The 24,409-nt window shown below is 71.6% G+C and carries 23 protein-coding genes; 15 read left to right on the top strand and 8 right to left on the bottom strand.

The genetic code is table 11. From position 1 onward, the window contains the following. Positions 1-112: 112 nt before the first annotated feature. Both ABZ810_RS30830 and ABZ810_RS30825 read right to left on the bottom strand, forming a co-directional pair. Positions 113-853 carry a GntR family transcriptional regulator gene (locus ABZ810_RS30830; RefSeq protein ID WP_358409532.1) on the bottom strand — a complete coding sequence of 247 codons (741 nt, stop codon included), beginning with the start codon at positions 851-853 and terminating at the stop codon, positions 113-115. 91 nt (positions 854-944) lie between these two features. Beyond that, positions 945-2,117 carry an 8-amino-7-oxononanoate synthase gene (locus ABZ810_RS30825; protein WP_358409309.1) on the bottom strand — a complete coding sequence of 391 codons (1,173 nt, stop codon included), beginning with the start codon at positions 2,115-2,117 and terminating at the stop codon, positions 945-947. Between the two features lie 61 nt (positions 2,118-2,178). Between ABZ810_RS30825 and ABZ810_RS30820 the strand changes: the two genes are divergently transcribed. Then, on the top strand, positions 2,179-3,735 hold the full coding sequence (locus tag ABZ810_RS30820; RefSeq protein ID WP_358409307.1) for a histidine kinase N-terminal domain-containing protein: 1,557 nt from the start codon (positions 2,179-2,181) through the stop codon (positions 3,733-3,735). A 56-nt stretch (positions 3,736-3,791) separates the two neighbouring features. Here ABZ810_RS30820 and ABZ810_RS30815 read toward each other — a convergent pair whose 3' ends face one another. The 3 genes from ABZ810_RS30815 to ABZ810_RS30805 form a co-directional block, all read right to left on the bottom strand. Further along, the gene (locus tag ABZ810_RS30815; RefSeq protein WP_358409305.1) at positions 3,792-4,340 is read right to left on the bottom strand and encodes a YciI family protein; all 549 of its coding nucleotides are present in this window, start codon (positions 4,338-4,340) and stop codon (positions 3,792-3,794) included. Between the two features lie 147 nt (positions 4,341-4,487). Beyond that, entirely contained in the window at positions 4,488-4,754 is a 267-nt protein-coding gene (locus tag ABZ810_RS30810) for a WhiB family transcriptional regulator (protein WP_358409304.1), read from the bottom strand. A gap of 294 nt (positions 4,755-5,048) precedes the next feature. After that, positions 5,049-5,990: a diacylglycerol kinase family protein gene (locus ABZ810_RS30805; RefSeq protein ID WP_358409303.1), complete on the bottom strand. Its 942-nt coding sequence runs from the start codon at positions 5,988-5,990 to the stop codon at positions 5,049-5,051. Positions 5,991-6,111: 121 nt separating this feature from the next. Here ABZ810_RS30805 and ABZ810_RS30800 point away from each other — a divergent pair, with 121 nt between their 5' ends. Next, positions 6,112-6,594, top strand: coding sequence for a hypothetical protein (locus tag ABZ810_RS30800; RefSeq protein ID WP_358409302.1), 483 nt, complete (start codon positions 6,112-6,114; stop codon positions 6,592-6,594). Positions 6,595-6,617: 23 nt separating this feature from the next. Here the strand turns inward: ABZ810_RS30800 and ABZ810_RS30795 are convergent, their stop codons facing one another. Then, complete coding sequence (locus tag ABZ810_RS30795; protein ID WP_358409300.1) at positions 6,618-7,418, bottom strand: RNA polymerase sigma factor SigF; 801 nt, start codon at positions 7,416-7,418, stop codon at positions 6,618-6,620. 17 nt (positions 7,419-7,435) lie between these two features. Further along, a complete protein-coding gene (locus ABZ810_RS30790) occupies positions 7,436-7,864 on the bottom strand; it encodes an anti-sigma factor (protein ID WP_358409298.1) in 429 nt (142 codons plus the stop codon). Positions 7,865-8,071: 207 nt separating this feature from the next. Between ABZ810_RS30790 and ABZ810_RS30785 the strand changes: the two genes are divergently transcribed. After that, positions 8,072-8,833, top strand: a complete 762-nt coding sequence (locus ABZ810_RS30785; RefSeq protein ID WP_358409296.1) for a phytanoyl-CoA dioxygenase family protein — start codon at positions 8,072-8,074, stop codon at positions 8,831-8,833. Between the two features lie 100 nt (positions 8,834-8,933). Here ABZ810_RS30785 and ABZ810_RS30780 read toward each other — a convergent pair whose 3' ends face one another. Next, entirely contained in the window at positions 8,934-9,884 is a 951-nt protein-coding gene (locus tag ABZ810_RS30780) for a sugar kinase (protein WP_358409295.1), read from the bottom strand. A 54-nt stretch (positions 9,885-9,938) separates the two neighbouring features. On the opposite strand from ABZ810_RS30780, the gene ABZ810_RS30775 reads away from it, so the two are divergent. From ABZ810_RS30775 to ABZ810_RS30720, 12 genes are all read left to right on the top strand, one after another. Further along, the gene (locus ABZ810_RS30775) at positions 9,939-11,144 is read left to right on the top strand and encodes a DUF4185 domain-containing protein (RefSeq protein ID WP_358409294.1); all 1,206 of its coding nucleotides are present in this window, start codon (positions 9,939-9,941) and stop codon (positions 11,142-11,144) included. Between the two features lie 17 nt (positions 11,145-11,161). After that, positions 11,162-12,133: a DUF4432 family protein gene (locus tag ABZ810_RS30770; RefSeq protein ID WP_358409292.1), complete on the top strand. Its 972-nt coding sequence runs from the start codon at positions 11,162-11,164 to the stop codon at positions 12,131-12,133. Beyond that, positions 12,130-12,927, top strand: coding sequence for an SDR family oxidoreductase (locus tag ABZ810_RS30765; RefSeq protein ID WP_358409291.1), 798 nt, complete (start codon positions 12,130-12,132; stop codon positions 12,925-12,927). Before ABZ810_RS30770 ends, ABZ810_RS30765 begins: the two co-directional genes overlap by 4 nt. Continuing rightward, complete coding sequence (locus ABZ810_RS30760) at positions 12,927-13,754, top strand: SMP-30/gluconolactonase/LRE family protein (protein ID WP_358409289.1); 828 nt, start codon at positions 12,927-12,929, stop codon at positions 13,752-13,754. Before ABZ810_RS30765 ends, ABZ810_RS30760 begins: the two co-directional genes overlap by 1 nt. Positions 13,755-13,838: 84 nt before the next feature. Continuing rightward, positions 13,839-15,002, top strand: coding sequence for a DUF4185 domain-containing protein (locus ABZ810_RS30755; RefSeq protein WP_358409287.1), 1,164 nt, complete (start codon positions 13,839-13,841; stop codon positions 15,000-15,002). A gap of 11 nt (positions 15,003-15,013) precedes the next feature. Continuing rightward, complete coding sequence (locus ABZ810_RS30750; RefSeq protein ID WP_358409286.1) at positions 15,014-15,946, top strand: alpha/beta hydrolase; 933 nt, start codon at positions 15,014-15,016, stop codon at positions 15,944-15,946. Between the two features lie 19 nt (positions 15,947-15,965). Beyond that, positions 15,966-16,679, top strand: coding sequence for an FCD domain-containing protein (locus ABZ810_RS30745; protein ID WP_358409284.1), 714 nt, complete (start codon positions 15,966-15,968; stop codon positions 16,677-16,679). Between the two features lie 177 nt (positions 16,680-16,856). Then, positions 16,857-18,116 (top strand): ABC transporter substrate-binding protein, encoded by a 1,260-nt coding sequence (locus tag ABZ810_RS30740; protein ID WP_358409282.1) that lies wholly within the window; start codon positions 16,857-16,859, stop codon positions 18,114-18,116. Between the two features lie 83 nt (positions 18,117-18,199). Then, entirely contained in the window at positions 18,200-19,174 is a 975-nt protein-coding gene (locus tag ABZ810_RS30735) for a sugar ABC transporter permease (protein WP_358409281.1), read from the top strand. Beyond that, the gene (locus ABZ810_RS30730; RefSeq protein WP_358409280.1) at positions 19,174-19,998 is read left to right on the top strand and encodes a carbohydrate ABC transporter permease; all 825 of its coding nucleotides are present in this window, start codon (positions 19,174-19,176) and stop codon (positions 19,996-19,998) included. Before ABZ810_RS30735 ends, ABZ810_RS30730 begins: the two co-directional genes overlap by 1 nt. A gap of 41 nt (positions 19,999-20,039) precedes the next feature. Beyond that, complete coding sequence (locus ABZ810_RS30725; RefSeq protein ID WP_358409278.1) at positions 20,040-23,168, top strand: glycoside hydrolase family 38 C-terminal domain-containing protein; 3,129 nt, start codon at positions 20,040-20,042, stop codon at positions 23,166-23,168. Next, positions 23,169-24,401, top strand: a complete 1,233-nt coding sequence (locus ABZ810_RS30720) for an enolase C-terminal domain-like protein (RefSeq protein WP_358409277.1) — start codon at positions 23,169-23,171, stop codon at positions 24,399-24,401. The last annotated feature ends 8 nt before the right edge of the window (positions 24,402-24,409 follow it).

Here is a 24,409-nt window from a genome sequence, read left to right as displayed (position 1 = left end):
AGTGATCTGGTCGCCGAGAGTGACGAAGGGGTGCGCGTGGCCGGATGCGGCCAGGTCGGGTCGCCGGGCGTGGCGTAACCGGGGTGCAACACGGGGGTGACGCCGGGGACTTCTAGTCGCGGCGGAGGCGGGTGATGAACTTGTAGCGGTCGCCGCGGTAGAGGGACTGGGCCCACTCGACGGGCTGGCCGGTGGTGTCGAAGGCGTGCCGGGAGAGCAGGAGCATGGGCAGGCCCACGTCGACGCCGAGGAGCTGGGCGTCGTGCGGGGTGGCCAGGACCGTCTCGATGGTCTCCTCGGCCTCGGTCAGGTGGACGTCGTAGGCCGTGGCGAGGGTCTCGTACAGGGAGCGGTGCCGGGGCAGCTCGCGGCGCAGGCCGGGGAAGCGGCGGGCCGGCAGGTGCGAGGTGTCGATCGACATGGACTCGCCGTCGGCCAGGCGGAGCCGGTGGATGCGCAGGACACGGCCGCCGGGGCGGATGCCCAGCAGGGTGGCCAGGCGCTCGTCGGCGCTGACGTAGCCGATCTCCAGGATGCGGGTCTCCGGGTGCAGGCCGTGGTGGCGCATGTCCTCGGTGTAGGAGACCAGCTGGAGGTTCTGGGCGACCTTGGGCTTGGCGACGAAGGTGCCCTTGCCCTGGATGCGCTGGAGGCGGCCCTCGACGACCAGCTCGGCCAGGGCCTGGCGGACCGTGGTCCGCGAGGTCTCGTACTTCTCGGCCAGGGTGCGCTCGGGCGGCAGCGGGCTGCCCGGCGGGAGCTGCTGGATCAGCTCGACCAGCAGCTCCTTGAGCTTGTAGTACTTGGGGATCCGGGGATTGGACGCCGAATGGCGGCGCCCGATCTCAGGCATCGGGACGCGCTCGGTGCCGAATCCGGGCCGGGGCCCGCCCCTGACCTCCGTCACGGACACTCCTCACGTTCACCACCGGTTGTCCCCGATGTTACGTGTGAAGACTACGGCCGGTAGAGCCCGCCACCGCCGTAAGGGCCCCCCGGAGGGTTGTGAGGTCGGACTCGCTCAGGGACGCGCGGGCCGTCAGGCGCAGGCAGGCGCGGCCCTTGGGGACCGACGGCGGGCGGAAACAGCCCACCCGCGCGCCGTGCTCGGCACAGATCTCGGCGGCGCGGAGGGCCGCGTGCGGCTCGCCGAGGACGACCGGGACGACCGCGGCGGCGGGGACGGCGGTCTCGAGGCCGAGATCGGTGGCGATGGTCATCATGCGGCGGGCGACCTCGCGGGCGCGGGCGGGGAGGCCCGGGTCGGCCTCGACGGCGTCGAGGGCGGCCAGGGCGGCTCCGGCGGCCGGCGGATTGAGGCCGGTGTCGAAGATGAACGAGCGGCCGGTGTCGACCAGCGTGTCGATCAGCTCCGGGGCGGCCAGGACCGCGCCGCCCTGGGAGGCGAGGGACTTGGAGAGCGTGAGGGTGAGGACGACGTCGGGCTCGGCGGTGAGGCCGGCGGCGTGGGCGGCGCCACGGCCGCCGGGGCCGACGACGCCGAGGGCGTGCGCCTCGTCGATCACCAGGAGGGCGCCGTGGGCGCGGGCGGTGGCGTGGAGGTCGTGCAGCGGGGCGAGGTCGCCGTCGACCGAGAAGACGGCGTCGGTGACGACGAGCGCGTGCTCTTCGTCACGTCCGGCCAGGGCCTCCTTGACGGCGGCCGTGTCCCGGTGCGGGGTGATCACCACGCGGGCCCGGGAGAGGCGGCAGGCGTCGACGATGGAGGCGTGGTTGACCTGGTCGGAGACGACGAGGGTGCCGGGCCCCGAGAGGGCCGCGACGGCGCCGAGGTTGGCCAGGTAGCCGGAGGAGAAGGTCAGGCCCGCGGGGCTGCCGGTGAACGCGGCGAGGCGGCGGTCGAGCTCGGCGTGCAGCTCGGTGGTGCCGGTGACCAGGCGCGACCCGGTGGAGCCGGTGCCCCACTCGCGGGCGGCCGCCATCGCGCCCTCGACCAGCCGGGGGTCCCGGGACAGGCCCAGGTAGTCGTTCGAGGCGAGGTCGATCAGCCCGTCGTGGTCGGCCGTGCGGGGACGGAGGCGGCGGCGGAGACCGGCCTCGGCGCGGCGTTCGGCGGCGGCCCGGAACCTGGCCAGGGGGTCCTGTCCTGGGGTCATGGCCAGCATCCTGCCAGGTGGGCGGGGACGGGCACGCGGGGGCATGCGGGATGATGGGCGGGTGCCTACCTTGACCGATCTGGTCCGTGACCACACCGAGCTGAACGAGACCGATCTGGAGTGGCTGCACGCCCTGGTGTCGGACTGGCAGCTGCTGGCCGACCTCTCGTTCGCCGATCTCCTGCTGTGGGTCCCGCTCCGTTCGGCCGAGGCACTGCCGGCCGAGGTGGGGGTGCGGCCGCGTCCGGCGGCCGACAGCCCGGTCCCGGGCTGGGTGGCGGTCGCCCAGATGCGGCCGACGACCGGGCCGACGGCCTACCCGGAGGACCTGGTCGGCAAGATCGTCCGTACCGGCCGTCGCGGGCTGATCGACGTGGCCTGGCGGGAACGGCGCATCGTGCGCGAGGGCGACCCGGAGTGGGGGAGCGGCATCCCGGTGCGGGAGGAGTCGATCCCGGTCCGGCGCGGCGCCAAGCTCCTCGGGGTGATCCAGCGCAGCACCAACCTGAGCTCGGCCCGCACGCCGAGCCGGCTCGAGCTGACCTACCTGCAGAGCGCCAGCGACCTCGCCCAGATGATCTCCGAGGGCCGGTTCCCGGTGCCGGGGGAGGAGCCCAACCTGCTGCGTTCGCCGCGGGTGGGCGACGGCCTGATCCGCATCGACCGGACCGGGCGGGTCACCTACGCGAGCCCGAACGCGCAGTCGGCCTACCGGCGGCTCGGGCTGGCGACCGACCTGGTGGGGGAGTCGCTCGGCACGGTCACCGCGTCGATGTGCGACACCGGCGAGCCGATGGAGGAGGCGCTGTCGGCGATCCTCAGCGGGCGCGCGCCGCGCGAGGTCGAGGTCGAGTCGAACGGCTCGATCATGCAACTGCGCACGATCCCGCTGGTCGTGGGCGGCGCCAGGATCGGGGCGATCGTGCTGGTGCGCGACGTCACCGAGCTGCGCTGGCGAGACCGGGAGCTGATGACCAAGGACGCGACCATCCGGGAGATCCACCACCGGGTCAAGAACAACCTGCAGACCGTGGCGGCCCTTCTCCGCCTCCAGGCCCGCCGGCTCCGCATCCCCGAGGGCCGCGCCGCTCTGGACGAGGCCGTCCGCCGCGTCGGCTCGATCGCGATCGTGCACGAGACGCTCTCGCTGACACCGGACGAGCTGATCGACTTCGACGACATCACCGACCGGGTGATCATGATGGCCGGGGAGGTCTCCACGCCGGAGACCCGGGTCACGCCCAAACGTACGGGCAGCTTCGGCGTCCTGCCCGCCGAGATCGCCACCCCGCTGGCGATGGCCCTCACCGAGCTGCTGCAGAACGCCCTGGAGCACGGGCTTCCCGCGCACCGCGACGGCACCCTGGAGGTCCTCGCGCACCGTTCCGAGGAGGGCGGGGAGCCCCGCCTGGTGGTCACCGTCGCCGACGACGGCGTGGGCCTGCCCGCGGACTTCGACGTGGAGAGCAGCAACAGCCTGGGCCTGCAGATCGTCCGCACCCTCATCGTCGGCGAGCTGGGCGGCATCCTGGACTTCCACGGCCGCCCCGGCGGCGGCACCGAGGTCGTCGTCAACATCCCGCTGACCGCCCACAAACGCCCCGGCCCGCCCCGCTGACGCCCTACGGCGACGTCCGGTCGCCCAGCCAGGCGACCAAGGTCCAGGTCGCAGGGTCAGCGGCGGCCGCCGGGTTCCCAGGGGTGGGTCTCGATGGTGGCGTAGCGGGCTTCGGTGAGGACGGCGCGGGCGGCATCCGGGGTCGGTGCGCGGAGCAGCGCCGCCGTGCCCAGCCAGGCGGCGCCGTCGTCGGAGAGCAGCGGGCCGTAGGCGATCAGGGCGTCGCCGAGCGTCGGGACGTCGAGGTCGGCGGGCTCTCCGCGGCCCAGGCCGAGCACGAGGAAGCGGGCACCGTCCTCGCGGAGGCCGGGGACGTCCCACATGGTGCGGCCCAGCAGGTCGCGCCAGCGGCGGAGCAGGACGTCCCGGTAGGCGCCGGCCTGGTAGCCGGGCTCGTCGAAGGCGAACGCGCGGGCGGCGGCGGGGCCGGGGAGGTCGACGATGTGCAGGCTGCCGGTGGGGGTCTCGCCGTCGTCGGCGAACGTGGGGCCGCGGGCGATCATCTCTGCCGAGTACCCGTCCATGTAGGACCAGTGCGCCTCCAGCAGCTCTTCGCGCAGGGTGAGGGAGCAGGGCCGGTCGCGGTGGTAGCAGAGGAATTCCATGATCTGGAACGTACCAAGCGCCCGCGGCGGGGCCGCGGGCGCTTGGGAGGGCGCTTGTTCGCTCTCCGGCCGAGGGGTTCGGAGGCGCGCCTTGGGTCGTGCGCTGTCTTCAGTTGTTCGCGTGCATGCGGAGCGGCCGCGTACGGCTCAGAGGTTGGCGTTCGCGTTGGCGCGGGCCCGGGCGCGGGCGTTGCGGCGCTTGAGGGCGCGGCGCTCGTCCTCTCCCATGCCGCCCCAGACGCCGGAGTCCTGGCCGGACTCGAGGGCCCAGCGGAGACAGGCGTCGGTGACGTCGCACTTGCGGCATACCTGCTTGGCCTCTTCGATCTGCAGGATCGCGGGCCCGGTGTTGCCGATCGGGAAGAACAGCTCGGGGTCCACGTCACGGCAGGCTGCGCGGTGGCGCCAGTCCATGCGGTCCACTCCTTCGTCAGCGTGGAGATGATGAGCCTCCACTTGTGAACGGTTTCACATGTCGCGAACACCCCGAGCCGCGAGGGCTTGTGTCCAGGGGTGATGGTGCTGCGGCGCTGCGATCAGGAGGCTGACAGCACTGGGCCCCTGTCGGCTGGCGCACTTTGAGCGTTTCAGGGCCGCCAGGGCAGACGCAAGACCTTTGAGAAAGGTTTCTCAAGGTATGGGTGTCGTATGTGTCACATCAGTGAGTCGGGCTTGTTGCTTTGTCGTTAACAGTGGCTGTGATCAGCCTCATATGACAATGCGTATCGCCTTGGGCGCCGATCGGAACGTGATGTTCTCCTGCTCACCAAGGTAGTCGCCGTCCAGCTGGAACGCCACGGGACGCTCCGCGGCGAGCGTGACCTCCGCCGCGTCGTGCACGTTGAGCACGCGCCTGCCCTGAACGGGCCGCTCACCCCCGAGCAACAACTGCGCCAGCGCGCCCGCCATGGGGAATACGTCCATCGAACGCATTCCGAACACATCCAGCCCGCGGTTGAAGTTCGCGCGCGGACTCGGATTCAGCGGACGCCGGCCCATGAACGTCCACGGCGAGGTGTTGGAGACGAACGCGAAGAAGAGGCCGGATTTGGCGGGGCGGCCGGGCTGTTCGAGGGTGAGCGCGGGCCGGCGGCGGTCGGTGCCGGCGAAGAAGTGCCGGATGGCGGTGCGCACGTACAACGACGGGTCGGCCTTCGCCCCGGTGACGCGGCGGCGCTCGACCTCCCGGACGACCTCGGCGTCCAGCCCGACCCCCGCGCAGAACGTGAAGTAGCGCTCGGAGCCGTCGGGCAGGCGGGCGGTGCCGAGGCCGACGCTGCGGTGGCGGCCCGCCCGGAGCGCCTCGAGCACCGGCCGCGTCGCGGCGAGCGGGTCGTTGGGCAGGCCGATCGCGCGGGCGAAGACGTTGGCGCTTCCGCAGGGGAGGACGGCCAGCGCGGGCAGGTCGGGGGACGGGCCCTCGGCCAGCAGCCCGTTGACCGCCTCGTTGACCGTGCCGTCGCCGCCCATGGCCACCACGACGTCGTACCCCTCCACGGCGGCCTGCCGGGCGAGTTCGGTCGCGTGGCCGCGGTGGCCGGTCTCGGCGAGGTGCAGGTCGAGGTCGCCGGTGAAGGCCCGGACGAGGATGTCGCGGGCTCGCCGTGACGTGGAGGTCGCCTTGGGGTTGGCGATGAGCATGGCGCGCACGGCGCCAGCGTATCCATCGTGACCCCGTCCTCAGGCCCGAGCCGGGCGAGGTCCCCGGGTCCGGGCCGGGCGCGCCGCCTCATGCCCGGGTCCGGCGGGGTGCCGGGTAGGGTTTCGGGTTGTGTCCCAGCGTCCCATGACCGTGAACGCCGCAGCCGCCCTCGAGGCCGCGGAGGGTGCCGCCGCGATCGGATTCGGGCTCTTCGTCGGGGTGGAGACCCTTCTCGGCGAGGCGGTCGACCCCGCGACCGCGATCGCGGTGACCGTCCTGGCCCTGGCCGGGGGCGCCGGGATGCTCGGGTGCGCCCGGGGCCTGCTGCGCGCCGAGCCCTGGAGCCGCGCGCCGACCGTGCTGACCCAGCTCTTCGCGCTGCCGATCGCCTGGTCGTTGTGGCAGAGCGAGCAGTACCTGATCGGCGTGCCGCTCGCCGTCGTCGCCGTCCTGGCGCTGGTCGCCGCCCTCAGCCCGCCGAGCACCGCCTGGCTGGTCCGCGACGCGAACGACGAGGACCAGGACGAGGACGAGGACGGCGGGAACGACGGGACGTCAGAGACCGGGGACGGCAACGGGAGCGCGGACCGGCGTCCACGCTCCGATGCCTGACGTCCCGCTGCCGGGCCCGGGGGTCACTCGTCGGCGGTGAGGCCTTCGCGCAGCTGGGCGAGGGTGCGGGCGAGCAGCCGCGACACGTGCATCTGGGAGATGCCGAGCTCGGCGGCGATCTGCGACTGGGTCATGTTGCCGAAGAACCGCAGCAGCAGGATCCGCTTCTCGCGCGCGGGAAGCTTTTCCAGCAGGGGCTTGAGGGACTCGCGGTATTCCACGCCCTCCAGCGACTCGTCGATCATGCCGAGCGAGTCGGCCACCGCGGGCGCGTCCTCGTCGCCGGAGTCGGGGGCGTCGAGCGACACGGTGGAGTAGGCGTTGGCCGACTCCAGGCCCTCGAGCACCTCCTCCTCGCTCATCTGCAGGTGCGCGGCGAGCTCGCTCACCGTCGGCGCCCGGCCCTCGCGCTGGGCGAGGTCGCTGATCGCCTTGGTGAGCGACAGCTTGAGCTCCTGCAGCCGGCGCGGCACGCGCACGGCCCAGCCCTTGTCGCGGAAGTGCCGCTTGATCTCGCCGACGATCGTGGGCGTCGCGTACGTGGAGAACTCCACGCCACGGCTCAGGTCGAAACGGTCGATCGACTTGATGAGCCCGATCGTGGCGACCTGGATCAGGTCGTCGAGCCACTCGCCGCGGTTGCGGAAGCGGCGGGCGAGATATTCGACCAGCGGCAGGTGCAGCTCCACCAGCTGGTCGCGGATGCGCTGGCGCTCCGGGTCACCTTCCGGCAGCTCGGCCAGCCGCTCGAACAGCGCCCTGGCACGCGCGCGGTCCGGGACCCCGCTGCTCTCGGAGCGCTCGCCGCCGGTGCTCCCGGCCACCTGAGTAGTTTTTTCCGTCACGGGGCCCCCGCCGCGCCGCGGCGCTTCTGCAGCGTCACGGTCACCCGGTCGTCGGCACCCACGCGTGAGTCGACCTCGCCGGCCAGCGACGAGAGAACCGTCCACGCGAAGGTGTCGCGGCTGGGCTCCCTGCCTTCGACCGTCAGCACCGACACGGAGATGCGCATCGCGTCCCCGGTCAGCTCGAACTCGCACGTCAGGTCGGTCCCTGGGACCGCCTGGGCGAGCAACATGGCGCAGGCCTCGTCTACGGCGATGCGCAGGTCCTCGATCTCGTCCAGCGTGAAGTCCAGCCTGGCCGCGAGTCCCGCCGTGGCGGTCCTCAATACGGACAGGTAAGCACTTGCGGCCGGCAGCTTCACCGTCACCACGTCGCGCAGGGACAACTTCGTACTGGCCGGCATCGCAGCGGTTTCCTCGGTCACGTCACTCCCTATCTGGGTAGTCCCGCTGCCTTCGAAACTACCGCTTACAGGGCCTCCAGCGAGACACCGCCGCGCGTGGCTTTCCCACGGATTCGCGGCAGGACCCGGTGCTTCTCTCTCCAAACGTGACTTCCGAGAGGAAAGGATCACGTTGGAGCCTGCCGAACTATTGACTAGATGACTTGGTCTCTAGATATCTTGCGGCTCATGGATCTCATGGAGAAGTACGACACGGACGGTTACGCGATCTTCCGGAACGTGCTGGACGCCGACCTGGTCGCCGAGGCCGACCAGCACGTCAGATGGCTCCAGGAGCGTTATCCGGGACGCAGCGGCGAGGACCTGTCCACCGAGCTCGTCGCCCGCGACCCGTTCTGGGTGCGGCTCGTCTCCGACGACCGTCTCCTGGACATCGCCGAACGGTTCATCGGCCCGGACATCGCACTGTTCGCCTCGCACTACATCTCCAAGCCGCCGCACACCGGCAAGGCCGTGCTGTGGCACCAGGACGGCGCGTTCTGGCCGCTCGACCCGATGCGCGTCGTCACGCTCTGGCTCGCGATCGACCACTCCACCCCGGAGAACGGCTGCCTGCGCGTCATCCCCGGCTCGCACCGCGGCGAGCTGCACGCCGTCCGGGAGCTCGCCACCGACGACGCGGTCTTCAACGTCGAGAGCGACGTGGCGGTGGACGAGTCGCAGGCGGTGGACATGGTGCTGCGTCCCGGGGACGTGGAGGTGCACCACCCGGGGATCATGCACGGCAGCAACGCCAACACCTCGCCGCACCGCCGCTGCGGGCTGACCATCCGGTACATCCCGACGTCGACCCGGATCACCGCCGAGCCGCAGCCGTTCCCGAGTGCCCTGCACCTGCGCGGCGAGGCCGGCGTCAACGCCTACCAGCCCCTGCCGCGTTACCTCGAGGGCGAGCACTTCCCGTTCGCCGCCGCCCCCGCCTGGACCTGATCACCGGCCCGCGGCGTGCCGGCCCGCCCCGGCACGCCGCCTGGCCCGGATGCTCCTGGCCCGGATGTTCTCAGACGGGCTGGTCCTGGACGGGCCGCTCCTAGACGGGCTGGTCCTGGACGGGCTGGAGGGGGAGGAGGGCGCCGGGGTGACCGATGACCTCGGCGGCCAGGAGCGCCCCCGCCTCGGCGGCCGGGCGCGCGGCGACGCCGGCGAGGCGCGCGGCCAGGTAGGCGCCGTTGAACGCGTCGCCCGCCGAGGTGGTGTCGACGACGGCGGCGCCCGCGACGGCCGGCACCGCCTCCAGGGAACGTTCGCCGGCGATGACGCAGCCCCGTTCGCCGAGTTTGACCACGATCTCGCCGACCCCGGCGGCGCGCAGGCGCGCGACGCACGCGCCGACGTCGCCGTCGCCGTGCACGAGCCGGTCGTCGTCCAGGCTCGGCAGCGCGATGTCGGTGTGCGCGAGGACGGCGTTCGCGGCGCCGGCGGCCTCCCGCGGCGAGGACCAGCCACTCGGCCGGTAGTTGCCGTCGTAGGCGACGCGCCCGCCGCGGCGGCGGGTCTCGGCGAGGACGTCCACCAGCCGTGCGCGGGCCGCCTCGGTCAGGATCGAGAGCGTGATGCCCGACAGGTAGACCAGGTCGTGGCCGGCGATGGCGTCGTCGATCCCGGCGGGCTGGTCCGGGCCGAAGAGGTCGCGCGCCGCCGAGCCGCGCCGGTAGTGCTGGAACGTGCGTTCGCCGCGCTCGTCGGTGCGGATGAGATAGAGGCCAGCCTTGCCGCCGGGCAGGACGCGCGCGTACGTGTCGCGCACGCCGTACGCGTGCCAGTGCTCGCGCATCGCCAGGCTGTAGGGGTCGTCGCCGGTGACCGAGACGAACTGCACGTCGACCGTGCCGGGGGCGGCGCTGCGCGCGAGGTAGGCGGCCGTGTTGAAGACGTCGCCGGCGTAGCCCAGCGCGAGCCGGTCCGCCGACAGGTGCCGGAGCTCGATCATGCATTCGCCGATGAGGGCCACCCGGGGCGCCCGGGTCACGCGCGTCGTCATGGGCAGCACGATACATCTAGACAACAAGTCATCTAATGACCAGACTTCTGGCCCATGGAATCGTGCAGACGAACCACCCTGACGGCCGGTGCGCTGGCCGCCCTCGTCCTCACCACGACCGCCTTCGCCCCCGCCCGAGCCTCCGCCCCGTCGTCCGCCGCCCAACCGCGGACGACGGTCGCGGCCCAGGCGCCGCTGGTGTGCGACGGCAAGCCGATGCCGGAGTTCGCGAGCTCCGCGCCGCACGCCGAGCTCAACGGCCTCTTCACCCGGTACGCCACCGACAACGGCCGGGTCGACGACTGGACCGGCGCGGACGGCACCTACTCCACGCGGCTGCCCGACGGCCGGCTCGCGTTCGTCTTCTCCGACACCTTCCTCGGCAAGGTGAACGCGGACGGCTCGCGGTCGCCGGTCATCGAGGAGGGCGGCACCACCCCGTTCCTCAACAACACGTTCGTCATCAAGGACGGCGGGAAGCTCACCACCGTCACCGGCGGCACCAAGGACGCGCCCAAGGCGATCATGCCGCCGCGGGACAAGGACCACTGGTACTGGGCCGGCGACGCGGTCACCGCGGGCGGCAAGGTCCAGGCGACCTACCAGGAGTACGAACGCTTCGGCCCCGGCATCTGGGACTGGCGCTGGTCGCGCAACGTGCTGGCGCAGTTCTCGCCCAAGAGGCTGAACAAGCCCACCAGCGTGACGCAGCTGCCCTCGTCCAAGGGCATCTCCTGGGCGTCCTGGATCGAGCGCGCCGGGCGCACGATCTACGTCTACGGCGTCGAGGACAAGGGCAACACCAAGTACATGCACCTGGCCCGGGTGCGCGGCAACAGCCTCAAGGGCACCTGGGAGTTCGCCAAGGGCGACGGCACCTGGTCCAGGAAGGAGGCCGACTCGGCCCGCATCATGGACGGCGTCGCCAACGAGTACAGCGTCAGCAGGCTCGGCCGCGGCTACGTCCTCATCACCCAGGACACCACCGAGCTGTTCAGCACCAGGATCGTCGCGTACTACTCCTGCGACCAGGACGGGCCGTTCACCGGCAAGACCACGATCTACACCACGCCGGAGACGGGCGCGACCGGCAGCTACGGCAACCCCAACGTGTTCACCTACAACGCCCACGCCCACCCCGAGCTGGGCTCCGGGAACCGGTTCGTGGTGTCGTACAACGTGAACACCCTGGTCAACACCGACCACTACAAGGACACCAGCATCTACCGGCCCCGCTTCGTGGACGTGAGGTTCCGCTGAGAGATGAGTGACCGCCGATGACCTACCGACGTCACCGCCCGGCCCGCAACTGGGGCGCCCGGCTGCACGAGACCACCTGGTTCGGCATGCGCGCCGTCGTGCTGGAGAACGAGCTCCTGCGCGTCACCGTGCTCGCGGACAAGGGCGGTGACGTCGCCGAGTTCTGCTACAAGCGGCGGGACATGGACTTCGTCTGGTTGTCGCCGGACGGCGTCCGCAACCCGCGCGACGTCGCGGGCGGTGCCTCCGACGACGTGGCCGCCTTCCTCGACCACTACGAGGGCGGCTGGCAGGAGGTGCTGCCCAACGGCGGCATGCCGAGCATCCACCAGGGCGTGGCGTTCGCGCAGCACGGCGAGGTCGCCGGGCTGCCCTGGGACGTCGACATCGTCGCGGACTATCCGAACGAGGTCGCGGTGCGGCTGACCGTGCGCGCCCGGCGCATGCCGCTGCGCGTCGTCAAGACGTTCCGCCTGGTCTCGGGGAGCGCCGAGCTGAGCATCGACGAGGAGCTGACGAACGAGGCCGACGTCGCGGTGGACGTCATGTGGGGCCACCACATCGTCTTCGGCACCCCGTTCCTGCGTCCCGGGCACCGCATCCGGCTGCCGGACGGGGTCGAGGCGGGCGAGGACCTGACCGTGGTCCCCGACCACGGCGCACCGAGCGACATCCACTACCTGACGGGCTTCGGCCCGGAAGGCTGGTACGAGATCACCGACCCTGAGTCCGCGCTCGGGCTGCGGGTGGCCTGGGACGCCACCGTCCTGGAGCACCTGTGGTTGTGGCGGGAGCTCGGCTCCATCGGCGAGTACCCCTGGTGGGGCCGGGCGTACGTGGTCGGGCTCGAGCCGTTCGCCGGTTACCCGACCGAGGGCCTGGCCGAGGCGGTGCGGAACGGATCGGCGCTGACCCTGCGCCCGCGGGAGACCAGGCCGCTGTGGCTGCGGGCGAGCGTCATGGATGACGATGACAAGGAGAACGCGTGAGCGGGGAGTTCGGCGGCAGGGTCGCCGTCGTGACCGGAGGGTCGCTCGGCATCGGCCGCGCGGTGGTCGAGCGGCTGGCCGGGGACGGCGCGGCGGTCGTCTTCTGCGGCATCGGCGAGTCCGTGCGGGACACCGAGGGCGAGCTGCGGGGCAAGGGCCTCGACGTGACCGGCGTCGTCGCCGACGTGACCGACGCCGCGGCGATGCGCGACCTGGTCGGGGCGGCGGTGGAACGGCACGGCGGGCTCGACACCGTGGTCACCTGTGCCGGGATCCAGCGGTACGGCACGGTCGAGGACACCACCGAGGAGCTCTGGGACCAGGTGCTCGGGGTCAACCTCAAGGGCGTCTTCCTGGTGTGCAAGGCCGCGGTCCCCGAGCTTAGGCGGCGCGGCGGCGGCACGATCGTCACGATGTCGTCGGTCCAGGCGTTCGCCTCCCAGGACCGGGTCGCCGCCTACACCGCGAGCAAGTCGGCGATCAACGGGCTGACCCGGGCGATGGCGCTGGACCACGCCGCCGACGGGATCCGGGCGAACGTGGTCTGCCCGGGCTCGGTCGACACCCCCATGCTGCGCTGGGCCGCCGACCTGTTCCGCGGCGACACCGGACAGGACGACCAGGTCGCCGAATGGGGACGGGCCCATCCGCTGGGCCGGGTCGCGCAAGCCGCCGAGGTCGCCGAGCTGGTGGCGTTCCTGGCCGGGCCGCGCTCCTCGTTCATCACCGGGGCCGAGCACCGCGTCGACGGCGGCCTGCTCGCCCGCAACCCCGCCGCCCTCCCGGAGGTCTGATGCCCGCCCCGCTCACCACCGCCCGCGTCTTCTTCGACGGGCTGTTCACCAGCCCGCGGCTGGACCACCCCGAGGGCGTCGCCGTGCATCCGCGCGACGGCAGCGTCTGGTGCGGCGGCGAGGCCGGGCAGATCTACCGCCTCGACCCCGGCGGCACGCGGATCGAGCAGGTGGCCACGACCAACGGCTTCGTGCTCGGCATCGCGTTCGACCCCTCGGCCTCGTTCCTCTTCATCTGCGACATCGTCCATCCCGGGGTGTTCCGGCTCGACCTGGCCTCGGGCGAGGTGGAGCTGTTCGCCGACGGGGCGGGCGGCCACCGGTTCGCCAACCCCAACTACGCGGTGTTCGACCGGCACGGGCGGATGTACGTCTCCGACAGCCGCCGCGTCGACGATCCGGGACCGGCCGTGTTCCGGTACACGATGGACGGGATGGGCGAGGCCTGGGACGAGCGCCCGGTGGACTTCGCCAACGGGCTCGCGATGGCTCCGGACGAGTCGGCCCTCTACGTCGTCGAGTCGTTCCGGCCCGGCGTGACCCGGGTGGAGATCGGCCCCGACGGGAGCGCGGGGGAGCGGAGCCTGGTCGCCGAGCTGCCCGGGACGGTGCCCGACGGGATCGCCTTCGGCCCCGACGGCCTGCTGTACGTCGCCTGCTACGAGCCCAGCCAGGTACTGCGGATCCGGCCCGATGGACGGGTCGAGACCGTCGTGCACGACCCCACCGCCCACCTCCTCTGCCACCCGACCAACCTCGCGTTCAACGGCACCACCGCGTACGTGGCGAACCTCGGCCGCTGGCACATCAGCACGTTCGACATCTAACCGATCTCCCAGCCCCGGTACCGATCTCCCCGTCCGCCCCCAGCACCGATCTCTCCTTTTCACCCCCCAGCAAGGAGTCTTCGCATGCGTCCCCTCGCCCTTCGTGCTGCCCGCATCACGGCCGCCTCGGCCTTCCTGGCGGCCTTCCTCGCAGCCCCGGCGGCCTCCGCCTCCGCCGCCGCGCCGACCTGCAACGGCAGCGCGGCGCCGACCTTCGGCACCGCCTCGCCGAACACCTCGCTCAACAACGCGTTCACCGCGTACGGCAACGACAACACCCGCCTCGACGACTGGACGGGCGCCGACAGCACCTACTCGGTGAAGCTCCCCGACAACCGGATCGTCTTCGGGTTCTCCGACACCTTCCTCGGCGAGGTCAGGTCGAACGGCTCCCGCCCGATGACCATCGCCGACGGCGGGACCACGCCGTTCCCCAACAACACCTTCGTCGTCCGGGCCACGAACGGCTCCATGACCACCGCGCACGGCGGGACGGCCGCGGCCCCCACCGCGCTCCTGCCCCCGCGCGACGGCTCCCACCTCTACTGGGCCGCCGACCTGACCGTGAACGGCGGCGAGGTCCAGCAGCCCTACCGCGAGTACTGGCACGGCACCACGGCCTGGGACCTCAAGTTCGAGCGCAACGTCCTCGCGCGCTTCTCGACCGCCAACCTCAACCAGCCCGTCTCGGTGACCGACCTCCCGTCCAGCAAGGGCGTGATGTGGGGCTCCGCGCTCCTCAAGGACGGCGGCTACACCTACATCTACGGCACCGAGGACCTGGGGACGGGCGGCAAGCACCTGTACGTCGCCCGCGTCCTCGGCACCGACCTGCGCGGGAAGTGGACCTACCTGGCGTCGGACGGCACGTGGCCGGAGACGGAGTCGTCGGCGGTCCGGGTGCTCAGCGGGATCTCCAACGAGTTCAGCGTCACCAAGCGCGGGAACTTCTACATCCTGCTGACGCACGACACCAAGGAGGCGTTCAGCGCCCAGATCGACACCTACCTGTCGTGCTCGCCCGCCGGGCCGTTCACCGACGAGCGCACGGTCTACACGGCGCCGCAGGCCGAGCCGCTCCACTACAGCTACAACTCGCACGTCCACGCCTCGCTGACGACCGCGAACAACCTCGTCGTGTCGTACAACCACAACACCCTGGACGACACCACGGGCGAGCAGAACGAGAACTACCAGGACGTGACCGTCTACCGGCCGCGCTTCATCAACGTCCCGGTCTCCGGATGAGAGCCTCCGGCATGGATCCCGAGCTGATGGAGGCCCTCGCGGGCATGCCGCCCGTCGGGCTGGCCGACCCGGTGAAGGCGCGGGACGCGATGCGGGCCCTGGTGGACGTTCTGTCGGAGCCGGTGTCCGACGACCGCGCCGGCTGGGAGGACCGCGAGATCCCGGTCCCCGTCCGGATCTACCGGCCGAAGGAGGCGGCCGGGCCGCTCCCGGCGCTCGTCTACTTCCACGGCGGCGGCTTCGTCACGGGCGACCTGGAGAACGAGCACGTCCGCTGCCTCGACTTCGCCGCCGAGGCCGGGCTCGTCGTCGTGTCCGTGGACTACCGGCTGGCGCCCGAGCACCCGTATCCCGCGCCGTTCGACGACGCCTACGCGGCGACCGTGTGGGTGCACGAGAACGCGGCGGAGCTCGGCGTCGATCCCGCGCGGATCGGCGTCGGCGGCGGCAGCGCGGGCGGCGGCCTGGCCGCCGGGGTCGCGCTGAAGGCCCGCGACGAGAACGGGCCGCCGCTGGTGTTCCAGCTCCTCGTCTACCCGGTGCTGGACGACCGCATGGACACGCCCTCGATGCGCGCGTACACCGAGCCGCCGCTGTTCAACCGCACGGACGCGGGGCACATGTGGCGGCACTACCTGGGCCCGCACCACGGGAACGCGCCTGTGTACGCGGCGCCGGCGCGCGCGGCGGACCTCACGGGGCTGCCGCCCGCGTACGTGCTCGCCGCCGAGGTCGACCCGCTGCGCGACGAGGACCTCGAATACGCGCTGCGGCTCATCCGTACGGGCGTGCCGACCGAGCTGCGGCACGTGCCGGGCGTCTACCACGGGTTCGACGGCGTGCTCCAGGCCGCGGTCGCGCGGGAGGCCCTCGCAGGTCAGCGCGCGGCGCTCCGGCGGGCATTTCCTCCGGACCCTGGACAGTGCAGTACATCAAGTGATTAGATGACTTAACTTCTTCAGGATGACCGAGGTAGAGGTACCGATGGCTCAGGATGTCGCCCGGCCCAGTCTCTCCGACGCGCTCACCGAGCGCGTGCTGGAGCTGATCCGCGCCGGCGGGCTGCGGCCCGGCGACCGGTTGCCCTCGGCCCGCGAGCTGTCCGAACGGTTCGCGGTGACCACCCCGACGCTGCGCGAGGCGCTGCGCCGGCTGGAGGCCACCGGGGCCGTGCAGATGCGGCACGGCTCGGGCATCTACGTGGGCGCCGACCTCGAACGCGTCGTCATCCCCAACCCCAATTTCCGCGAGCTCAAGGCCGACCAGCTGCTGCAGCTGCTGGACGCCCGGCTGCTCATCGAACCCCCGGTGGCGGCGATGGCCGCCCGCCGGGCCGACCCCTCCGACCTCGCCACCCTCCGCGCCGTCCTCGACCAGGCCGGCTGCCACCTGGACGGCGCGGACGCCGAGCTCGACCAGGCCAACCGGTCGTTCCACCGGGCGACCGCCAAGGCCGCGGGCAACGAGGTGCTCAACGAGGTCATCGACTCGCTGCTCTCGGTGCACGCCGCCGAGCAGCGGGAGATACTGCGCATCTTCGACGACCGGGCCCGCGACCACGACGAGCACCGGGGGATCCTCGGCGCCATCGAGGCCGGGGACGCCGAGCGCGCGGAGGAGCTCATGCGCGCGCACCTGCTGGACGTCAAGAGGGTCATCGAAGCCCGGCTCGCCTGACCCGAAACCCCCGACCCACCCTTCGGCCGCCCGTCCGCGAGGACCGGCGGTCCCCACGCCGACCCCTCGTTCGCACCGTTCCACGAGGTCATCGAGTTCTTCGGCACCGATCACCGACACCGAATCCGACTCCTGGCGACCCCACCCCACATCTAGGAGGCCCCCATGATGCCGTCGATGCGTCTGCGGGTGACCGCGCTCGCGACGGGCGCGGCGATGCTGGCCCTGGCGAGCTGCTCGTCCGGTAACGACTCCGGCGAGTCCAAGTCCGAGATCAAGCTCTACAACGACAAGGGAGCCTGGTCGCAGTTCTTCGACCAGATGGGGGCCCAGTCGAAGCAGGAGATCGGGCTCGGCATGAAGCCGGTCGGCTACACCGACGAGCCGACCTACACCGCGTTCATCAAGGCGTCGTTCCGCACCAAGGTCAAGCCCGACCTGTTCACCTGGTCGACCGGCGGCCGGCTCGCCGAGATCGTGAAGCAGAACCAGGTCGCCGACACCAGCGACATCTGGCAGGCCGCCATCAAGACCGGCGACCTGTCCGCCGACCTGTCGAAGTACTACACGATCGACGGCAAGCAGTACTGCGTCCCGCTGAACACCGCCTACTGGGGCATGTTCTACGACAAGAAGATCTTCGCGAAGTACGAGCTCGAGCCGCCGAAGACCTGGGCCGACCTGGAGAACATCGCCCGGACGCTCAAGGCCGAGGGGCAGACGCCGTTCAACCACACCACCCCGACGTCGCTGTTCTCGTTCGTGTGGTTCGAGCAGCTGCTCGCCGGGACGAACCCGGACCTGTACGAGAAGCTCGGCACCGGCCAGGCGTCCTACACCGACCCCGGCGTGGTGGACGTCATGAAGCGCTGGAAGACCATGATCGACGCGGGCTGGTTCAGCAACCCCGGCGACAAGGCCGACCCGGCCGACCACTTCAAGAGCGGCAAGGCCGCCATGGTCTCGTCCGGCACCTGGTTCAACACCAGCATGACCCAGCGCAAGCTGGAGCTCGGCAAGGACTACGGGTTCTTCTTCATCCCGAACGTCAACCCGGCGCTGCCCAAGACCTCCCTCGTCTTCGAGAGCGGCCCGCTCTGCTCGCTGAAGAAGGCGCCCGACGCCGAGGCCAGCACCAAGTTCCTGAAGTGGTGGGTCACCCCCGCCGCCCAGGAGAAGTGGGCCAACTCGCGCGGCGACGTGTCCGGCAACCCCCGGGTGAAGATCGCCCAGCCGGAGCTCGGCCAGATCACCAAGGACGCGGCCAACGGCCAGTACCGGCTGGTGCAGCGCTACTTCGAGGCGGCCCCGCCGCCGGTGCTCACCGCCGCGCTGGACGGGCTCAGCGGTTTCACGGTCAAGCCGGACACCTACATGAAGGTGCTGGAGACCATCCAGAAGGCCAACGAGCAGTACTGGAAGACGGCTGGGAACTGATGGACCACCGCAGCGAAGCGAGGATGGTCCATCAGCTCTCGGGGGCCTGGGGGTCGCCCCCCAGAAGGGACTGAGCCGGGCTTATGACCTTGCAGTCTTCCGACACAAAGACGGCCGCGGCGCGCGCCACGAGGCGCCGCGGCTCGGGGAACGGACGCCGCCGGTCGGGTGGTGACCGCGTCGGCGGCGCTCCGTTCGCCCTCTATGGCCGTTTCCGGTACGGGTACGTGTCGCCCGCGCTGCTCGTCGTCGCGGTGCTGCTCTACCTGCCGTTCGTGTGGACGGCCTGGCTGAGCCTGACCCGCTACGACGGGCTCGGCTCGCCGGAGTTCATCGGCATCGACAACTACACCCGGATGCTCGACGACCCGGCGTTGCTGACCTCGATCCGCAACACGCTGGTGTGGGTGGTCGGGACCACCGTGCTGCCGGTCGGCCTCGGGCTGATGGTCGCCGTCCTGTCGTACGACGTGAAGGGCGGGCCGTGGTACCGCCTGCCGTTCCTGCTGCCGTACGCGATGTCCGGCGCGGGGCTCGGCCTGGTCTGGGGCTTCATCCTCCAGCCGGAGGGCGTCGCCAACCAGGTGCTCTCCTTCTTCGGGATGCCGGGCGGCGACATGTCGTTCCTCAACGACGGCCCGGAGAACACCATCGCGATGCTGATGGTGTGGACCTGGCAGCAGCTCGGCGTCAACATGCTGCTCTTCGTCGTCGGCCTCCAGTCGATCCCGCGCGCCCCGATCGAGGCCGCCCGGATCGACGGCGCCTCCGGCTGGCGGTTGTTCCGGCACATCCTGTGGCCGCAGATGCGCCCGCTGACCACGGTCGTGGTCGGGCTGGCGCTGGTGGCGAGCCTCAAGACGTTCGACATCGTCTGGACGATGACCCAGGGCGGTCCCGGCCGGACCTCCGAGACGCTCGCGGTGACCATGTACCGCGACGTGTTCGTCGCCGACGAGTACGGCTACGGCTCGGCGGTCGCGGTGTTGCTGACCACGGTCACCGGCCTCGCGTCGTACGCCTACATGCGCCGTCAGATCGGAAAGGAGGAGATCTGATGCGCCCCTACGAGGTGGCGCGCCGCGGCGTGCTGGTGGTGCTCGGGCTGATCTGGCTGTTCCCGACGTACCTGATCGTGGTCAACGCGATCCGCCCGTCCGACGCCTACAAGCCGTCCGAGGCGATGAAGCCGTCCGGCGGGTTCGGGTTCTTCGACAACGTCACGCAGGTCTGGGAGTCGACCGACATCCTGCAGAGCGTGGGGCAGACGCTGCTCTACGCGGTGGTGTCGCCCGCGCTCGCGGTGCTGCTCGGCGCGCTCGCCGGCTACGCGATCGTGGTGTTGCGGCTGAAGCACGGCTTCGCCTGGTTCATGCTCATCTACGGCGGGACGATCTTCCCGTTCCAGATGTTGCTGGTGCCGCTGTTCGTCGGCTACAGCAAGACCCCGCTGTACGACACCCGGATGGGGATGGTCCTCATCCACCTGGCCATCAACATCCCGTTCGCGGCGCTGGTGATGCGCAACTTCTTCGGCGGCGTGGCGACCTCGATCTACGAGGCGGCGCGCATGGACGGCGCGTCCACGCTGAGCGTCTTCTTCAGGATCTTCCTGCCGGTCTCCTGGCCGGCGCTGGCCGCGGTGTTCATCTTCGAGTTCACGTTCACCTGGAACGACCTGCTGTTCGGGCTGACGCTGACGCAGTCGGAGAGTGCCCGGCCGGTGATGGCCGAGCTGGCGGCCCTGACCTCCGACGTCTACGCGGGCACCCCGGTGCCGGTCGCGCTGGCCGCCGGGCTCCTGGTCTCGCTGCCGACCGTCGTGCTCTTCCTGGCGACCCAGCGGCTCTTCGCCCGGGGTCTGTCCATCGCCCAGCTCTAGATGCTCCACACCTCCTCACGCTCTCAAGGGGAATCACACATATGACGAGCCGTCTGTTGCAGGCCAGCCTCGGATCGCCCGACTACGACGGGATCCGCGAGGCACTGCGCCAGGACTCCTCGGCCGAGGTCATCGCCGTGCGCGGGCTCACCGTGCGGGCCGCCGTGCCGCCGCTGTTCCGGCGGGACGGCGACGCGCTGCGGCAGGTCGTGCGGATCGACGTGACCGGCGAGGCCGCCGCCGGTCTCGACCTGGCCCTGGAGGACGGGGACGGGGCGAACGTCGCCGAGGGGCGCACCGGCGACGACGGCCGGGCGACGCTGCTCGTCCCGGAGGTCGCGGGGACGCGGCGGCTGACCCTGCGGGTGCGCGACGCCGCCGGCCTGGTCGGGGCGGCGCCGCTGGACGTGACGCCGCAGCGCAAGTGGAACGTCTTCGTCGTGCACCACTCCCACCTGGACATCGGCTACACCGACACGCAGGGCACGGTGCTGCGGCACCACCTCGACTACCTGGACGCGGCCCTCCGGTTGTCGAAGGAGACCGCCGACTGGCCGGACGACGCCCGGTTCCGCTGGTCGGTGGAGTCGTCGATGCCGGCGCTGCGCTGGCTCGCCGCCCGGCCCGAGGACATGGTCGCCGACTTCGTGCACGCGTCGCGGGCGGGCCAGATCGAGGTCACCGCGTTCCCGATGCAGCTGCACACCGAGGCCTGCTCGGTCGAGGAGCTGTACCGCCAGCTGCGCTTCGTCGAGCAGCTGCGCTCGGCGTACGGCATCGACGTGCGGTCGGCGATGCACACCGACATCCCGGGCGCCGTCGTCGGCGTGGTCGACGCGCTGAACGCGGCCGGGGTGCGCTACCTGGCGGCCGCCCACAACTGGGCCGGCCGCTCCGTTCCGTACATCACCGGCGGCGACAAGCTCGGCCGGCCGTTCCGCTGGCGCGCGCCCAGCGGCCGCGAGCTGCTGGTGTGGTTCACCGACACCCCGCACGGCATGGCCTACATGGAGGGCAACACGGTCGGCCTGGTCGACGGCTACGACCTCGCCGAGGACCTGCTGCCGCGCTACCTCGGCTCGCTCGCCGACCGGCCCTACCCGTACGGGCCGGGCACGTTCGGCTGGTACGCGGCGCCCGGCCAGGTCGGCGCGGCCAAGGCGCCCGACGTCCTGGACGCCGTGCACCTGCGCGTGCAGGGCGCGCACGCCGACAACGCCGGGCCGTCGATCATGCCCGCCGAGATCGCGCGCCGCTGGAACCAGACCTGGGCCTACCCGCGGTTGCGGATGGCGACCAACGCCGACTTCTTCGAGCACGTGGAGGAGCACCACCTCGGCGAGCTCCAGGTGCACGAGGGCGACTGGACCGACTGGTGGGCCGACGGGCTCGGTTCGGGCGCCCGCCCGCTCGGGTACGTGCGCCGCGCGCAGAACGTGCTGCGCACCGCCGAGACGTTGCACTCGCTGGCCGGTGCCGGTGCCGCCGGCGGGGAGGCGGGCCCACCCGCTCCCGGGAGCGGCTTCGCCGCCGGTTTCGACGAGGCCTACGACAAGGCCGCGCTCTTCGACGAGCACACCTGGGGCGCCGCCAACCCGTGGGAGGACGCCGAGGAGGGCACCGACTCCGGCGGGTTGCAGTGGACCCGCAAGTCGGGCGTCGGCTACCAGGCGTACGACGACGCCCTCGACCTGCTCCAGGCGGGCGCGCGGCGGTTCGGCGCGTTCCAGGGTCCCGCGCCGGACGCGCTCGCCTCGTTCGCGGTGGTCAACCCCGGCACGTTCGCCCGCACCGACGTGGCGCGCGCCTTCCTGCCGCGCGACGTGGTCGCGGTGGACGTGCCGATCCGGCTGGTGGACGCGCGGACCGGCGAGCCGGTGCCGCACCGCGAGGACGAGGTCGACCCGGAGGAGTGGCCGACCCGGCCGATCGGCCGGCACATCGAGGCGATCGTCGCGGACGTTCCCGGCCACGGCCAGGTGCGGCTGGACGTGGTGCGCGGCGACGCGCCCGTCCCCGAGCCGGAGGACCTCGGCCGCGACGGCGTCATCGAGAACGAGTACTACCGGGTGACCTACGACCTCGCCGAGGGCCACATCAGCTCGGTCTTCGACAAGAACGCCGGGCGCGAGCTCGTCAACGCCGACGCCGCGGCGGGATTCGGGCAGTACATCTACGACCGCTACGCGACCGCCCCGCACTTCAACCACCTGTCCGGGCACATGCTCGTGCACGACAAGACGCTGCTGGGCGACCGGGCCATCGGCCGGCACGCCGGAGTGGTGAGGTGTGAACGCACCCCGGCGGGGGAGCGGCTGGTCGTGGAGCTGACCGGCAAGGGCGTCGACTGGCTGCGGACCACGATCGACCTGTACGCGGGCGTGCCCCGCCTGGACATCCGCTTCCAGCTGGGCAAGCAGCCGACGGCGGCCAAGGAGGCGGTGTTCTTCTCCTTCCCGTTCGCGGTCGGCGGTCCGCCCTCGGTCTGGGAGCTGACCGGCGGCGTCGGCGGCACCCACGTGCCCAGCGTGCCGGGCTCGGCCGAGCACATGCGGCCGATCAGGCACTGGACCGCGTTCGAGGACGCCGGCCTGACGGTGGCGTGGGCGACGCTGGAGGCGCCGCTGGTGCAGTTCGGCTCGATCCACATGCCGTACGCGCCGTTCCCGCCGACGCTGGACGTCGAGCCCGCCACGGTCTACTCGTGGGCGCTCAACAACATCTGGGACACCAACTTCCCGTCGCAGCAGTCGGGCGAGACCACGTTCCACTACGCCGTCGGGTCCGCGGCGGGCGGCGTGCCCGGGCGGCGGCTCGGCGCGGCCACCGCGGCCGGGCTCACCGACACGTTCGTCGCGACCCTGCTGACCGGCGACGGGACGGCGGCTGCGGGCGCGGCCCCCGCGACCTCGACGTTCGTCAGCGTGGACGACCCGGACGTGCTGATCAGCTCGATCGGGCGGGATCCGGACGGTGATCTGGTCGTCCGGCTGCGGTCACTGGCCGACGGGCCGGTGGAGGCCGGGCTGCGGGCGCCCGGGCTGCGCGGCGCCGTCGTCGACTCCGGTCTCGGCCGCGACGCCGAGGAGGCGCCCGTCCGGGACGGCGCCGCGATCGTCCGCCTGCCCGCGTGCGGGATCGTCGCCGTCACGGTGAAGGGGAACCAGTAGATGAAGATCACCGACATCCGGGCGACCACCGTCGCGGTGCCGCTCGAAGCCCCGCTGCTGCACAGCAACGGGGCGCACTGGGGGCGGTTCGTCCGCACGATCGTCGAGGTCGAGGCCGACAACGGGCTGGTCGGCCTGGGCGAGATGGGCGGCGGGGGCGAGAGCGCCGAGGCCGCGTTCCGCGCGCTGGCGCCCTACCTGGAGGGGCACGACCCCTTCGAGCTGGAGGCGCTCCGGTTCAAGATCGCCAACCCGACGGCCAGCCTCTACAACAACCGCACGCAGATGCTGGCGGCCATCGAGTTCGCCTGCATCGACCTGCTCGGGCAGCACCTCGGCGTCCCCGCGTACGACCTGCTCGGCGGCAGGATCCGCGACTCGGTGCCGTTCGCCTCGTACCTCTTCTACCGGTATCCGGGCGCCAGCGGTGTCCCGGAGGTGCGCACGCCCGGGCAGCTCGTCGAGCACGCCCGCGCGCTCAAGGCCGAGCACGGGTTCACGGTCCACAAGCTCAAGGGCGGGGTGTTCCCGCCGGACTACGAGCTGGAGTGTTACCTGGCCCTGGCCGAGGCGTTCCCCGGCGACCGGCTGCGGTACGACCCGAACGCCGTGCTGAGCATGGACGAGGGCGTGCGGTTCGGGAAGGCGATCGAGCACGTCGCCAACGACTACCTCGAGGACCCCGTCTGGGGGCTGGAGGGGCTGCGGCTCGTCCGGGAACGGGTGGACGTGCCGCTCGCCACCAACACCGTCGTGGTCAACTTCGAGCAGCTCGCCGCCAACGTGCTGCGGCGCAGCGCGGACGTCGTCCTGCTCGACACCACGTTCTGGGGCGGCATCCGGGCGTGCGTCAAGGCGGCAGGGATCTGCGAGACGTTCCAGGTGGGGGTCTCGGTGCACTCGTCCGGCGAGCTCGGCATCCAGCTTGCCACGATGTTGCACCTGGGCGCGGTGCTGCCGAACCTCACGTACGCCGCCGACGCCCACTACCACCACCTCGCGGGCGACGTGATCGAGGGCGGGAAGCTGCCCTACGACGGCGGGCGGATCGCGGTGCCGTCCGGGCCGGGCCTCGGCGTGAGGCTGGACCGTGACAAGGTCGCCGAGTACGTCGAGCTCTACCGCGAGCTGGGCGGCTACCCCTACGACCGCGACCCGGGCCGGCCCGGCTGGTATCCGCTCGTGCCGAACGAACGCTGGGCCGACCCCGCCGTGCCGCTGGGCGCTCTCTGAGCCGCGGC

The sequence above is a fragment of the Spirillospora sp. NPDC047279 genome, assembly GCF_040643285.1.
GTDB lineage: Bacteria > Actinomycetota > Actinomycetes > Streptosporangiales > Streptosporangiaceae > Spirillospora.
The sequence above is the reverse complement of the archived record's forward strand: the minus strand, read 5'-3'. Positions and strand labels throughout refer to the sequence as shown.

Bases quoted from the DNA above. Each gene is read 5' to 3' on its own strand.
- ABZ810_RS30830 (WP_358409532.1), bottom strand. From the start codon at position 853: ATGCCTGAGATCGGGCGCCGCCATTCGGCGTCCAATCCCCGGATCCCC.
- ABZ810_RS30825 (WP_358409309.1), bottom strand. From the start codon at position 2,117: ATGACCCCAGGACAGGACCCCCTGGCCAGGTTCCGGGCCGCCGCCGAA.
- ABZ810_RS30815 (WP_358409305.1), bottom strand. From the start codon at position 4,340: ATGGAATTCCTCTGCTACCACCGCGACCGGCCCTGCTCCCTCACCCTG.
- ABZ810_RS30810 (WP_358409304.1), bottom strand. From the start codon at position 4,754: ATGGACTGGCGCCACCGCGCAGCCTGCCGTGACGTGGACCCCGAGCTG.
- ABZ810_RS30785 (WP_358409296.1), top strand. From the start codon at position 8,072: ATGGATCTCATGGAGAAGTACGACACGGACGGTTACGCGATCTTCCGG.
- ABZ810_RS30780 (WP_358409295.1), bottom strand. From the start codon at position 9,884: ATGACGACGCGCGTGACCCGGGCGCCCCGGGTGGCCCTCATCGGCGAA.
- ABZ810_RS30775 (WP_358409294.1), top strand. From the start codon at position 9,939: ATGGAATCGTGCAGACGAACCACCCTGACGGCCGGTGCGCTGGCCGCC.
- ABZ810_RS30770 (WP_358409292.1), top strand. From the start codon at position 11,162: ATGACCTACCGACGTCACCGCCCGGCCCGCAACTGGGGCGCCCGGCTG.
- ABZ810_RS30760 (WP_358409289.1), top strand. From the start codon at position 12,927: ATGCCCGCCCCGCTCACCACCGCCCGCGTCTTCTTCGACGGGCTGTTC.
- ABZ810_RS30755 (WP_358409287.1), top strand. From the start codon at position 13,839: ATGCGTCCCCTCGCCCTTCGTGCTGCCCGCATCACGGCCGCCTCGGCC.
- ABZ810_RS30750 (WP_358409286.1), top strand. From the start codon at position 15,014: ATGGATCCCGAGCTGATGGAGGCCCTCGCGGGCATGCCGCCCGTCGGG.
- ABZ810_RS30745 (WP_358409284.1), top strand. From the start codon at position 15,966: ATGACCGAGGTAGAGGTACCGATGGCTCAGGATGTCGCCCGGCCCAGT.
- ABZ810_RS30740 (WP_358409282.1), top strand. From the start codon at position 16,857: ATGCGTCTGCGGGTGACCGCGCTCGCGACGGGCGCGGCGATGCTGGCC.
- ABZ810_RS30735 (WP_358409281.1), top strand. From the start codon at position 18,200: ATGACCTTGCAGTCTTCCGACACAAAGACGGCCGCGGCGCGCGCCACG.
- ABZ810_RS30730 (WP_358409280.1), top strand. From the start codon at position 19,174: ATGCGCCCCTACGAGGTGGCGCGCCGCGGCGTGCTGGTGGTGCTCGGG.
- ABZ810_RS30725 (WP_358409278.1), top strand. From the start codon at position 20,040: ATGACGAGCCGTCTGTTGCAGGCCAGCCTCGGATCGCCCGACTACGAC.
- ABZ810_RS30720 (WP_358409277.1), top strand. From the start codon at position 23,169: ATGAAGATCACCGACATCCGGGCGACCACCGTCGCGGTGCCGCTCGAA.